The 12,467-nt window shown below is 71.9% G+C and carries 9 protein-coding genes; 5 read left to right on the top strand and 4 right to left on the bottom strand.

Going from position 1 to position 12,467, the window contains the following annotated elements; genetic code table 11:
• The first annotated feature begins 21 nt into the window (after positions 1 to 21).
• The 4 genes from OG730_RS01860 to OG730_RS01875 are packed head-to-tail and all read left to right on the top strand — an operon-like array spanning position 22 to position 4,282.
• The gene (locus tag OG730_RS01860) at positions 22 to 774 is read left to right on the top strand and encodes a YveK family protein (RefSeq protein WP_327302447.1); all 753 of its coding nucleotides are present in this window, start codon (positions 22 to 24) and stop codon (positions 772 to 774) included.
• The gene (locus tag OG730_RS01865) at positions 771 to 2,309 is read left to right on the top strand and encodes an oligosaccharide flippase family protein (RefSeq protein WP_327302448.1); all 1,539 of its coding nucleotides are present in this window, start codon (positions 771 to 773) and stop codon (positions 2,307 to 2,309) included. Before OG730_RS01860 ends, OG730_RS01865 begins: the two co-directional genes overlap by 4 nt.
• Before the next feature lie 5 nt (positions 2,310 to 2,314).
• Positions 2,315 to 3,442, top strand: a complete 1,128-nt coding sequence (locus tag OG730_RS01870; protein ID WP_327302449.1) for a hypothetical protein — start codon at positions 2,315 to 2,317, stop codon at positions 3,440 to 3,442.
• Positions 3,443 to 3,460: 18 nt separating this feature from the next.
• Positions 3,461 to 4,282 carry a glycosyltransferase family 2 protein gene (locus tag OG730_RS01875; protein ID WP_327302450.1) on the top strand — a complete coding sequence of 274 codons (822 nt, stop codon included), beginning with the start codon at positions 3,461 to 3,463 and terminating at the stop codon, positions 4,280 to 4,282.
• Positions 4,283 to 4,292: 10 nt separating this feature from the next.
• On the opposite strand, the gene OG730_RS01880 is transcribed toward OG730_RS01875, so the two are convergent.
• Both OG730_RS01880 and OG730_RS01885 read right to left on the bottom strand, forming a co-directional pair.
• Positions 4,293 to 5,300, bottom strand: coding sequence for a glycosyltransferase (locus OG730_RS01880; protein ID WP_327302451.1), 1,008 nt, complete (start codon positions 5,298 to 5,300; stop codon positions 4,293 to 4,295).
• Positions 5,225 to 7,270, bottom strand: a complete 2,046-nt coding sequence (locus tag OG730_RS01885; protein WP_327302452.1) for an O-antigen ligase family protein — start codon at positions 7,268 to 7,270, stop codon at positions 5,225 to 5,227. Before OG730_RS01885 ends, OG730_RS01880 begins: the two co-directional genes overlap by 76 nt.
• An 82-nt stretch (positions 7,271 to 7,352) precedes the next feature.
• Between OG730_RS01885 and OG730_RS01890 the strand changes: the two genes are divergently transcribed.
• Positions 7,353 to 8,048: a hypothetical protein gene (locus OG730_RS01890; RefSeq protein ID WP_327302453.1), complete on the top strand. Its 696-nt coding sequence runs from the start codon at positions 7,353 to 7,355 to the stop codon at positions 8,046 to 8,048.
• Positions 8,049 to 8,104: 56 nt separating this feature from the next.
• On the opposite strand, the gene OG730_RS01895 is transcribed toward OG730_RS01890, so the two are convergent.
• Positions 8,105 to 9,151 (bottom strand): glycosyltransferase, encoded by a 1,047-nt coding sequence (locus OG730_RS01895; protein WP_327302454.1) that lies wholly within the window; start codon positions 9,149 to 9,151, stop codon positions 8,105 to 8,107.
• The gene (locus OG730_RS01900; protein WP_327302455.1) at positions 9,148 to 12,447 is read right to left on the bottom strand and encodes a DUF4082 domain-containing protein; all 3,300 of its coding nucleotides are present in this window, start codon (positions 12,445 to 12,447) and stop codon (positions 9,148 to 9,150) included. Before OG730_RS01900 ends, OG730_RS01895 begins: the two co-directional genes overlap by 4 nt.
• Between the last annotated feature and the right edge of the window lie 20 nt (positions 12,448 to 12,467).

The raw sequence follows: 12,467 nt of genomic DNA on the forward strand, positions 1-12,467 counted from the left end.
ACTTGGATCGAAAGAAGGCTGATGGACCTCGCGGAGATCTGGCGGGTCATGCGCAGGCGCTGGTACGTGCTGCTGCCCGGGCTGCTGCTCACGGCCGCGCTCATCACCGGCGTGTACCTGCTGGTCCCGGTGGAGTACCGGTCGCAGAGCACCGTGAGCCTCCTCAACTCGGACAAGGCCACGGTCCCCTTCGACGGCAACCCCTTCCTGAGCACCCAGGCCTCGCTCACCGGCATGGCCGACGGGCTGGCCCGAAACCTCAACTCCGACGATTCCAAGGCCGATCTCAAGGCCCACGGACCCGGCGGCCTGTACGAGGCGAAGATCGCCGACAATGCCCTGGGGCCCTTCATGTGGCTGAGCGTCACCGGCACCGACCCGGCCGCCGTACTGGAGGCGGACAAGTTCTTCACCGCGTACGCCGAGAAGCGGCTCCGGGAGTTCCAGGCCCAGCAGGCGGTGGCCCCCAACGCGATGATCCGCATGGTGACCATCGTGCCGCCGCAGAAGCCCGAGGCGCAGACGAAGACCCGGCTCCAGTACCTGGTCATGGCGGGGGCGCTGGGCTTCGTCCTCAGCCTGGTGGCCACCTTCTTCGTCGAGGCCCGGCGCCGCAAGGCCGACAAGCCCGGCCGGCGGGAGCCCGTAGGGGATGACCCGGAGCAGCCCGGGAACCCGGGCCCCGACGCCCTGGGCGGCGCCCTCGACCCCACGGCGACGATGGCGCTCAAGGTCCTGCCCTCGTCTGCCTTCCCCTCCAAGGCACCCCGGTGAGCGCCCCCACCACGGACGCGGGCCCCCAGGAGCCCTCCGGGGGCCCTCCGGAGGTCTCGCCCGGGGCGCCCTCCCTGGGGCGCAAGGTGGGATCCGCCGCCCGGTGGAGCCTGGTCAACACGATGGTGATGCGCCTGGGCAACTTCGTCACCGGCATCATCCTCGCCCGCTTCTTCCTCGGCCCCGAGGCCTGGGGCGTCTACGGGATCGCCCAGACGGTCCTGCTGGTCCTGCTCTCCGCGAACGAGCTCGGCGTCTCCCTGGCCATCGTGCGCTGGGAGGGCGACCCCCGCCGCTTCGCCCCGACGGTCCTCACCCTGAGCGCCGCCTCCAGCCTGCTCCTGTACGCGGTCCTGTTCGCGGCGGCCCCGCTGGTGGCCCGGGGGCTCGGTTCCCCCGAGGCCTCCGGGGTACTGCGCGTGATGTGCGTGTGCGTGGTCCTGGACGGGCTCTCGCAGGTGCCGGCGGGTTTCCTCACCCGGGAGTTCCAGCAGGGCCGGCGGATGGCCATCGACGCCGTCAACTTCGTCCTCAGCACCGCGGTGACCCTGCTGCTGGCCGTCCAGGGCTGGGGGGCGATGAGCTTCGCCTGGGGCTCCGTCGCGGGCAACGTGGCCGCGCTCGCCGGCTGCTGCCTGGCCGCGCCCGGCACCCTGAGGTTCGGCTGGGACCGGGCGCAGGCCCGGGCCCTGCTCCGCTTCGGACTCCCGCTCGCCGGGGCCAGCATGCTGGCGCTCGGGGTCGTCAACGTGGACACGATGGTGGTGGGTTCCTCCCTCGACCAGCTGGCCCTCGGGTTCTACGTGCTCGCCTTCAACATCTCCGGCTGGCCCGTACGGATCATCTCCGAGGCGGCCCGCCGGGTCTCCTTCGCCGGATTCTCCCGGCTGGCCGACAGCGGCACCGGAGGGGGGCCCGGCGCACTGGCCGCCGGCTTCGGCCGCGCCCTCGGCGTGGTGATGACGGGCACGGTCCCGCTCTGCGTGCTGCTGGCCGCCCTCGCCGGGCCGATCGTCGAGCTGGTCTACGGGGAGCGCTGGCTGCCCGCCGCCGCCGCGCTGCCGTGGCTGATGGGGCTCGGACTGGTCCGGATCGGCTGCGAACTGGCCTACGACTGCCTGGTGGCCATCGGGCACCGCCGCTCCCTCATCGGGGTCCAGGGACTGTGGCTCGCCGTCCTGGTCCCGGTGCTGGTGGCCGGGGCCGGCGCGAACGGGATCGAGGGCGTGGCCCAGGGTCACGTCCTGGTCGCCGGGGCCGTCGTGGTGCCGGTGTTCCTCTTCGCCCTGCACCGGGGCGGCGTCGGGCTGGGCACCGTGGCGCGCGCCTGCGCCTGGCCCTTCCTGGCCGGGGCCGTGATGACCGGCGTGGTCCTCGGGCTGGAACGGCTCCTCGGCGACGGCGTCCTCGCGCTCCTCGCGACGGGGGCCGCCGCCACCCTGGCCTACGCGGTGTGCGTCCTGCCGAGCCTGGGCTTCCTCCGCGGCACCGCACCGGCCGCCGCGGCCGCTCCGAAAACGACAATGAGGGACTGACACCCATGGCACGCCTTCGCAGACGCTTGTGGGCCTGGCTCCTGGCCGGGTTCTTAACGATCGCCGCCCTGACGCTCTACCAGGCCGAGCGGACGGGGCGCAGCGAGCCGGTGGCCGGTTCCTGCCCGGAGAGCGCCCTCGAATGCCCCGGCGAGGAGAAACCCCTCCCCCTGCCCGTGCCCGTCGAGCCCACCACCTCACCTTCCGCGTCCGCGAGCCCGAGCCCCTCCGCGACCCCGGTCTCCCCGTCGCCCACTCCACCGCCGGGCAGCAGTGCACCGCCGTCCTCAGCCGCGCCTGGCCCCGCCTGCAACGCGACCTCGCCGGGCGCCTGCGGCTTCCCCGACTCCCGCTCCACCGGTCCCCGGATCGCGCTGAAGCGGCACGACACGGGGAACATGTCCATCAAGACCGACGGCACGGTCATCAAGGGCTGGGACATCAGCGGTTCGCTGGACGTGTACGCCGACAACGTCACGATCATCGACAGCCGGATCACCTCCACCAACTGGTGGGGCGTCAACTTGCGTCCGGGCTTCAAGGGCCTGCGGGTCCTGCACACCACGATCACCGCCGTACCGGGCAAGGGACCCGACAACGGGGGCGTCAACTACGCGGTGTCCAACATGGGCGTGAGCTCCGTCGAGGTCGGCTGGTGCGACGTCTCGGTGTTCGGCAACGCCCTGTCCATGGGCCAGGGCGATCTGCACGACAACTACGTGCACGACATCGTCGCCTTCCGGAACCTCGGCGGGGAGTGGCAGCACACGGATGCCGTGATCAGCGGCGGCGGCAACAAGGGCCGGCTGACGGTCCGCCACAACACCCTGCTGAACTCGGTCCCCATCGACAAGGGCGCCAGCGCCGCACTCGGGCTCTTCGCCGACACCGGCGTGGTCTCCAACGTGATCGTCGACAACAACTGGCTGGCCGGAGGGGCGTACGCGCTCTACGGCGGCGGCCCGGGAGCCACCGGAATCCAGGTCACGGACAACGTGTTCTCCACCCAGTACCACCCCAAGAGCGGGCTCTACGGTGCGGTCGCCGCGTGGAACGCGGGCGGCGCGGGGAACGTGTGGCGCGGCAACCGCATGTCGGACGGGCGCCCCGTCGTACCCGAGCCCTCCCCCTGACCACCGAGAGGACATGACATGCGCCGCATCGCCCGGGCCCCCTGGGAGCTGCTCAAGCGGGCCTTCGGCTGGCTGGTGCTCTTCGAGGCCAGGAACAAGCTCCTGCTGGCCCCTTCGGCCGTGCGGCTGCGCCGTTTCGAGAACGCCGAGACCAGCCGGCTCGGCTCGCTCCTGAAGCGGCCGCCGTCCGCCCTGGTGGCCACCGTGATCGCCACCCACCGGCGTCCCGAGGCCCTGCGCGCGGCCGTGCGCTCGGCCCTGGCGCAGACCGTGTCCGACCAGGTGGTCCTCGTCGTGGACGACGGTGCCGGGCTGCCGGAACTGCCCGCTGATCCGCGGCTGTTCGCGGTGTCGCTGGCCCGCAACACGGCCACCGCCGGAGTCGTGCGCAACGTCGGGATACGGCTGAGCCGCTCGCGGTACGTGGCCTTCCTGGACGACGACAACCTGTGGGAGCCGGACCATCTGGAGCAGGCCCTGACGGTGCTGGAGTCGCCGGGCGGACCGGACGCGGTGTACACGGCGCTGCGCAGGGTGCTTCCCGACGGAACCCAGCGGGACGTGCTGTCGGTGCCCTTCGACCGCCGCCGCTCCGCGCACGAGGCCTTCCTGGACACCAACGCCTTCGTGGCGCGCCGCACCCCGGCCCTGCACTTCAGCCGCCTGCGGCGCACCCCTGAGGTCCTGCCCCGGGAGGACTGGGAGCTCGTACGCCGCTACAGCCGGCGCCACGAGGTCCGCCACCTGCCCCGGCCCACCGTCCGCTACCTGGTCAACCCGGACAGCTTCTGGACCGCGTGGGAGGGCCCGGCGCCCACCGGGCCCTCCCCGACCGTCTAGACCCGCCCGCTCACGGCCCCGGGGTGGCGCGCAGCGCGGTCCGGCTGGCCAGGGCCCGCGCCGCGGCCCGGCTCGCCGGGCGGCCGAGCGCCGCCCGGGAGGTTTCCCGTAGCAGCACGGCCGCGCGGAAGGCCGCGGTGGCCGGCGCCGAGTTCCGGCGGCCGTAGAGGCGTACGCGGTTGAGGGTCAGCAGGGTCCACAGGCGCGGGGAGACCTGCGAGTCCCCGCCCAGGTGGACGGCCGAGGCCGCCGGTTCGAGCCGGGTGAGGAAGCCGTGGTCCCCGGCCCGCAGGCAGTACTCGGTCTCCTCCGAGTACAGGAAGAACGATTCGTCCCAGGCTCCGCAAGCGTCCAGGCACTCCCGGGAGAGCGCCATCATGGCACCGGACGCCCAGTCGGCGACCGTCCGGCTCCGGTACGCGGCCGGATCGGTGACCAGCTCGCTCCACCGCGGGAAGCGCCCCGCGCGGCGGTTGCCGATCACGGCCTCGCCCAGGGCGCGCGTCACCCGCGATTCCCGGCGCAGCGAGTAGTGGAGGGTGCCGTCCTCCTCGTACAGCAGCGGCACGCTGATCCCGACCCGGCCCCCGCCGGCCCCGCCCGCCCCACCGTCGACGGAGGCGCCGAGCGCGCCGACGAGCTGTCGCGCGCAGCCCTCCCGCATCCGCAGGTCCGGGTTGCAGACCAGGCCGGCGCTGAAGCCGCCCTCCCATCCGGCGGCGGCCTCCAGGGCCGCGTTCACCCCGGCGGCATAGCCGGCGTTGCGGCCGGTCTGGACGATCGTGGCGTCCGGCGCCAGCGACCGGATCAGCTCGACGGTGTCGTCGGCGGAGTCGTTGTCGGCGACGACCAGCCGCCAGTCGGTCCCGGCCATGCCCTGCGGCAGGGAGGCGAGGAACCCGGGTATCACCTTGGCGCTGTTCCAGGTGACGACGAGGACGGCTACGGGGCCGGCTGCATCCGGCCGGTCCGGGCGGCGGTCGGCTGCTGGGCCGGAAGCTGTGCTGTCGGATGACACGGGTTCTCCAAGGTTCGGGGCTCGGGCGCGGCGCGCCGTATGAAGCCGAGGTGGCTACCGCCGGCGGCGATCGTCAGGAAGAACATCCCGGCGAACATCGGGAAGCTGAGGGCGTCGAAGGTGGCCGCGCTGACCAGGGCGACGAGGGCCGAGGCGAAGAAGGCCTGGCCCAGCTCCCGGTCGGACTCGGTGGCGGCGAGGCGGCGGATCGCGCCGCCCTGGTGGATTCCGGTGAGGAACAGCGCCAGGAGCGCGAACAGACCCAGCAGGCCCATCTCCGCCAGGGTCAGCATGTACTGGTTGTCGGTGAAGAAGTAGAGGTCCGGAGTGAAGGTGCCCAGCCCCCGGCCGAACAGCGGGCGCTCCTCCAGGTAGGGCACGATCGCGCTGTACTTCACGGTGCGGGCCTGGGTGCTGCTGTCGGAGTTCGACACGAAGGAGGCGAACAGCGTGGTGATCGTCCCGATCAGTCCGGGCACCATCACCTTGAAGACGGCCACCGAGCCGAGCAGCAGGCCGAAGGTGGTCCAGCGGCGCTGCGGCTTCCACCGCGGCACCATCACCAGGACCACGATGAGGGCGCCGATGATGGAGGTCCGCGACACCGTCAGCGGCAGCGCGCCGCCCATCAGCGCCACCGGCGCCCAGCGGCGCCAGCGCTTGAGGTGCGCCCGGGCCGGATCGAAGGCCTGCTGGATCGCGAAGGGCAGCAGCAGGGCGAGCATGCCGCCGAACTCCAGCGGCTGCGCGGTGGTCGAGCGCGGCCTGGTGAACGCCCCGCGGTCCAGGGTGGTGATCTGCGCGACGCTCGACTGGAGCCCGGGGATGCTGATCTTCTCGGCGATGTTCGTCGCGGTGAAGAAGTCGTAGTAGCCGATGGCGGCGACCACCGCCCCCATCACGACGGCCCGCCGCAGCAGCACGTCCAGCCGGGCCCGGTCCTGGATCCCGGCGGAGATCAGCACCACCAGCGACACCCAGACCAGCAGTCCGATCAGCCCGCGGTCGGCGCCCAGCACCTCCTTGTGCGAGCTGCCCCGGGAGGCGTTCGCCAGGTACGAGGCCAGGACCGAGACGGCCAGCAGCCACATCGCGACCCGGGGCAGCCGGGTGCCGGGGGCCGGTCTGATCCGGCCGGTGAGCCAGGTCGCCAGGTACCAGAACAGGGCCAGGAGCGCGAAGACGTTGGCCGGGGTCCCCACGCCGCCGAGGCCCGGCAGGGTCAGGTTCGAGGGGATGAAGAAGGCCAGCCCCAGATAGCCGGTGAGCAGGGCGGTGGCGTCCAGCTCGCGGTGGCGGGTCCGCCGGCGCACGCGCGGCGTGGCCGTACCGGCCGCGGCCGCGGCCGCCTCGCGCCGGCGCCGGCGGCCCGCCAGCAGGCTCTCCAGGACGAACGAGGCGGTGAAACCGGCCACGAGGCCGGCGATCAGCACGGCGAGGACCTGCTGGTAGCGGGTCTTGAGCTGCGGTTTCGGGGTCTGCGGCAGCACCACGGGGGCGGCCTGCACGTAGTACTGGCGTTTCACCTTGGCCGCCGCCTGGAGCGCGTCGAGCTGCTCCCCGGCGAAATTGGTGAGCGTGGTGGTCTCCTTGAGCACCTTCGCCCGGTTGGTGCCCGTGACGGTCAGGGTGAGCATCGGGCCCGAGGCGTTCGCGGCGAAGCCGACCGTGTAGGGGTCGGTCACCCCGAGGCCGTGCAGGTCGCGGGCCGCGTCGGCGCCCGACAGCGTCCTGATGAGCACGTCGGCGGTGACCACGAGCGAACCGCCCGCGTTCGCGATGGGGTTGCCGAAGGTGGGGGCCAGTTGGGCCACGGCCGTGGAGTCGAGCAGGGCCACCGAGCTCTGGGACTGGTAGGAGACCGGGACCGACTGGTACAGCTGCGCGCCCGCGAGGACTCCGCACAGGGTCAGGGGCGCCATGACGTACCAGCGGCGCCGCAATACCGCTGCTATCTCACCGATGTTCACTAACGCTCCCTCGCAACTGCCCGGGAACCGTTGGCGTGTTGCCCGGCGTCCTGGGAAGATCGAACACGACGGAAGGAATCCTGTGTCGCCTGGTGAGCTGTTCCGCGCGCTGCGCCGCCGCTGGTACGTGCTGGTCCTGGCGGCCGTGCTCGCGGCTGCCGGGGCGCTGCAGGTGCTCCGTCCCACGACGACCTACGTGAGCACCGCGATCGTCGTCCTCAAGCCGCCGGTGACCAGCAACCAGCCGAACCAGCTGGCCAATCTGCAGCCGCCGCTGGCGGCCGTCTCCCTCGCCGCGGTACAGCAGTTGGACTCCTACGACGGGGAGAGCGAACTGCGGGCCGCCGGGGTGGCGGGCGCCTACCGGCTGATCCCGCGCAACAGCGGCACGAGCGTCACCCCGCGCTATCTGATCCCCTCCCTCCAGATCCAGGCGGAGCACACGGACCCGGCCACGGCCGACAGCTCGGTGCTGAAGATCGTCGAGATCTACGGGAAGCACCTCTCGGACATGCAGGCCGAGCAGAAGATCCCGGCGGCGGGGCGGATGAGCGTCACGCTGCTCGTCCCGCCGTCCGCGGTGGCACAGCTCGGGACCAAGAGCCGCGGACTGGCCGGGACGGCCCTGCTGGCCCTGGTCACCGGGGTGGCCTGCGCCCTGTGGACCGACCGGTTCCTGGCGGCCCGCGCCCGGCGCCGGCGCGAACGCGCCGACGCCGGGGACGGTGGACGGGCGCGGGACACGAGCCCCGTGCCGGCGACCGCGGCGGCCCGCTGAGACAGCGGGCCGCCCGGCCGCCAACGCCCCCGGTTCGGGGCGGTGGTGCGGTGTCATCAGATCCCTCGGCGCTTCCAGGACTGCCACCAGAGCCACTCGCGCCCCCGGTCGGCGACGGCCGAGAGCACCAGCGGCTGGAGGTACGGCATCACGCGGGCCCCGATCCGCCGGCGCCGGCGCAGGGCCCCGTACTCGGCGAGCGAGGTGTACCGCGGCAGGCACTCGGCGGCGAAGGCCTCGAGTTCCTCGACCGGGACCACCCCGGTGCGCCCGCGGTCGTAGGCCCGGTAGGCGCGCCGCAGCGCGTACCGGGCGAGCCGGGTGCGGGCCGCCGTGGACAGCCGGCCCGCCTCCGGGAGCAGGTCGCCGCACTTCTCCAGCACCGAGTCGAAGGCGACGAGGCGCTGGCGGAGGTCGTCGAGCTGCCCGCCGAAGTCCGTGGTGGACATGTTGTTGCCGTGGACCCGGTAGAAGGCCTGGTCGGCGCCGCGGACGTAGCCCACGTCGGCGTGGGCCGCGAGCCGCATCCACATTTCGATGTCGCCGGCGTGCGGAAGGTCCGGGTCGTAGCCCCCGACCTTGCGCTGCAGGCTGGTGCGTACGACCACTTCGGGTGAGGTGATGCACCCGGTGCCCTCCCGGAAGCGCCGCTCCAGCCACCACCGGCCCGGATAGACCACCGAGCCGGTGGACCGGGTGCGGGCCGCGGGAAGCGGCCCGCCGTGCTGGAACCGCAGCGGCCTGCCGTAGGCGAAGCCGGCCCGCGGGTGCGCGTCGAGCAGGGCCGCGGCGCGCACCAGGGCGCCGGGGACCAGCCGGTCGTCGGCGGAGAGCAGGGCCACGTAGTCCCCGTCCGCCCACTCCAGCAGGCCCTCGTTGTAGGTGGCGATGTGGCCCTGGTTCTTCTCGTGGACCCGGACCTCGATCCGGGGGTCGGCGGCCGCGAGGGCGCGCGCGACGTCCGCGGAGTCGTCGGGGGAGGCGTCGTCGATGATCAGTACCCGTACGTCGACGCCTTCCTGTTCGTCCAGGACGCTCTTGACGCAGTCGGCCAGGAAGTGGCCGTACTTGTAGCAGGGGATCACCACGCTGACCGTGCTCACTGGCCGGACACCTCCGTGGATCCCTCCGCGAGCGGGGCGGGGGCCGTGGTGGTGAAGACCGGGCCGACCCAGTAGTTCACCGATCCGAAGGTGTTGTTCGGGAAGACCGTGGCCGCCCCGTACTTGTAGAGACCGTTGCCGTTGCCCGCGCCGCCGCCGTCGGCCGGGGCCACGAGCGGGTAGGAGCGGTGCGCGGCGCCGAAGTAGCCGCCGTCCACCGAGTACTTGCCGTTCGGCGCGTGGTACGAGGCCACGTACTCGGTGTTCGCGGTGACGGCCACCGGGGTGGTGAAGTGCAGCTGCTGCCAGCCGGACAGGGTCTCGCTGCCGAAGGTTCCGGTGGCCAGGAGCGTGCCGTCGGCCTTCCAGAGGCTGCCGGTGTGCGTGCCGGTGTTCCCGGGGCCCTTGTAGAAGCTGATGCCCGTGACGTAGCCGCCGACCGTGGACTGGAAACGGGTGCCCAGTTCCACGGAGTTGGTGTCGTCGCCGACGTTGGCGGTGGTCGGGGTGGCGTTCGGACCCCACAGGGTGCAGGGGCAGTTCACCGCCGGCGGGCTCGTGCTCGTGGTGAAGGTCCAGGTGACCGGTGCGGCCATGGCGTTGCCCCACAGGTCGGCGACCTGCACCGATGCCGTGTAGGTGGTGTTCAGCGCCAGTTCGGTGGACGGGGTGAAGGTGGCGCTGTTGGAGACGTCGAGGACCTTGCTTCCGGGGACGGTGGCGCCGCCGGGGTCCTTGACGGTGAACACCAGGGTGTCGGCGTCCACGGCCGAGCTGAAGGTGGCCTTCACGCTCGCGGTGATCGCCGTGCCGGTGGCCGCGGACTGCGGGCTGGTCGAGGTGACGGTCGGGGGCGTCGTGCTCGCGGTGGCGGTGTCCAGGACCGCGTCCACCCAGTAGTTGCTGCCGGAGGAGGCGGTGGAGGGGAAGCCGCCGGTGCCGCTGTAGCGGTAGACGCCGTTTCCGCCGTCGGTGCCGCTCTTGAGCGCGGTGAACGGAGCCAGCCCGGCGTCGGCCGAGGCGAAGGTGGCGTCGTAGGAGTATCCGCCGTTGGGGGCGAAGTACGAGGCGATGTAGGTGGTGTTGGCCTTGACGGGGATCGGCGAGGAGAAGTTGAGCTGCTGCCAGCCCGAGGCCGTCTCGTTGGTGAAGGTGCCCGTGGCCAGGCGCTGGCCGGAGCTGCTCCACAGGCTGCCCGTGTGGGTGCCGGTGTTGGCCGGGGACTTGTAGAAGCGGACGCCCGTGATCGAACCGGGCACCGAGGAGCGGACCTTGACTCCGAGTTCCACGGCGCTGCCGTCTCCGGCGTTCACCGTGCCCGGCACGGCCGCAGCGGGCCATACGGTGCAGGGGCACTGCTGGGGGCCCACGGTCAGCGGCACGGTGGTGGTGGCGCCGATGTTGACGCTGTCGTCCACCGCGCGGACCTTGATCTGCGCGGAACCGGGCATCATCGGGGTCCACTTGTAGCTCCAGGACCCCACGCCCGTGGTGGCCTTCCAAGTGGTTCCGCCGTCGGTGGAGACCTCCACCCGGGCGACGACTCCGCCGCCGCTGTCGGTGGCGGTGCCGGTGATCGTCACGGGCCGCAGGGCGGGCACGGTGGCGTTCGCCGCGGGGCTGGTCACGGTGATGGCCGGGCCGGTGTGGTCGGTGGAGGCGGTGGCCACCACCAGGTTGGTCTGCGGGGACTTGGGCTGGACCCCCATGTCGGCGAAGATGTTGACCGTCGCCTGCTGCATCCGCTTGTCCTCGGTGACCACCGCGTCGTCCGGATTCCCGGTCGGCATGTTGGTCAGGCCCCAGGACCACTGCACGGTGCCGGAGCCGAAGACCAGGGCGTTCGAGGTCTGGTCGCGGAAGGCGACCAGGCTGTGCGTCGCGGTCCCGTTGCCGTACGTGTTGCCGTAGTCCAGACGGTACTTGCCGTCGGTGATGTCCACCGTGGTGGAGGACATCGCGATCTGCCCGGCCGGGCGCGCCGCGTCCTCCACGTCGCTGTCCCACTCGTAGCCGAGCGTGCCGACGGGGAAGGTGGCGGTCTGGGAGGGGGTCAGGTTCGCGACGGTGGTGCCCCGCCACAGGCGCATCTTGGCGTAGGCGCCGGGGACGGTGATCGCGTCGCTGCGGTAGCCGTTCACGCTGAACAGCGAGCCGGTGACCTGGTTCTGCGGCTGGAAGGGCCGGCCGTTCGTGGCGCTGGCCGGGTCCATGAAGGTGCCGGTCCAGATCCCGCTCGGGTCGGGGATTCCGTTGGGCTGCGGGAAGGAGAGCTTGGTCTCCTTGTAGCAGACCAGGGTCCGGTTGGCCGTGTTGGCCCCGTCGATGCTGGGGGCCAGCCGGGTCTTCCAGAAGACCTCGTTGCCGGCGAAGTAGGTCTGGTTGACGCCCGCGTGGCGTGCGTTCAGGGCGTTGGTGAACTGGTCCTGGGTCCAGTACTCGTCGTGCCCCGAGGACATGAACACCTTGTGGTTCTGCAGCTGGGTGGCGCCCTTGGTCGACATGTCGATGCCCGACATGTAGCTGACGTCGTACCCGTTGCGCTCCAGCCAGGCGACCATCTGGTACTCGGATCCGTAGATCCCGTTCTCGCCGCCGATGTCCATCGGCCGGTTGTAACTGACCTCGTAGGCACGGCCGTCGGGCGCGGGTCCGGCGCCGTCGTACAGGTCCTGGCCGCCGTAGTTGTTGTACGCCTGCCAGGTCTGGTCGCTGGTCTGCACGACGATGTCGGAGTGACTGGAGTCGTTGCGGACCACGAACGGGTAGGGCATGACCCCGTTGCCGTCCGCCTGGTCGAAGTTGGCTATGTAGAGGCCGGAGACGGCGTCGGAGGGCACCGTCCAGGTCGAGGTGACCGGCCAGTTGCCGCAGTCGACCAGACCGGTGGACGGCTTGGTGGTGCAGCTCTTCGGGTTGCCGCCCTGGGGGAAGTTGGCGGGGTAGGTCTGGGCGGCCTGGGCCGCGGTGGACATCAGGCGGGCCCCGTCACCCCCGTAGTGGCCGAGCCGGTAGACCGAGACCTTGTAGGCGGTCGGCGACTGGACCTTGAACTGCAGGGTCTCGCCCGCCTGCACGCTCGTCTGGGCCGGGAAACCCTTGATGTCGCCGTAGGCGCTGGGTGCGAACCAGTCGGACATCGGCGTGCCCGCCTTCGAGTTCTCGCACACGATCGCGTTGGAGCCGGGGCCGCACGGGTCCGCCGCGACCGCCACCGATGGCGGCAACGCCGCCGCCATCAGCGCTGCCACCACGGTGAAGAGCCCGTACCGCAGCAGCCTTGTCCGTCTGTTCATCCGAACCTCATTTGGGAGGG

It is taken from the genome of Streptomyces sp. NBC_01298 (assembly GCF_035978755.1).
GTDB lineage: Bacteria > Actinomycetota > Actinomycetes > Streptomycetales > Streptomycetaceae > Streptomyces.

What these genes read in the sequence shown, in the direction of transcription:
- OG730_RS01860 (WP_327302447.1), top strand. Translation starts at nt 22, where the DNA reads ATGGACCTCGCGGAGATCTGGCGGGTCATGCGCAGGCGCTGGTACGTG.
- OG730_RS01870 (WP_327302449.1), top strand. Translation starts at nt 2,315, where the DNA reads ATGGCACGCCTTCGCAGACGCTTGTGGGCCTGGCTCCTGGCCGGGTTC.
- OG730_RS01875 (WP_327302450.1), top strand. Translation starts at nt 3,461, where the DNA reads ATGCGCCGCATCGCCCGGGCCCCCTGGGAGCTGCTCAAGCGGGCCTTC.
- OG730_RS01900 (WP_327302455.1), bottom strand. Translation starts at nt 12,447, where the DNA reads ATGAACAGACGGACAAGGCTGCTGCGGTACGGGCTCTTCACCGTGGTG.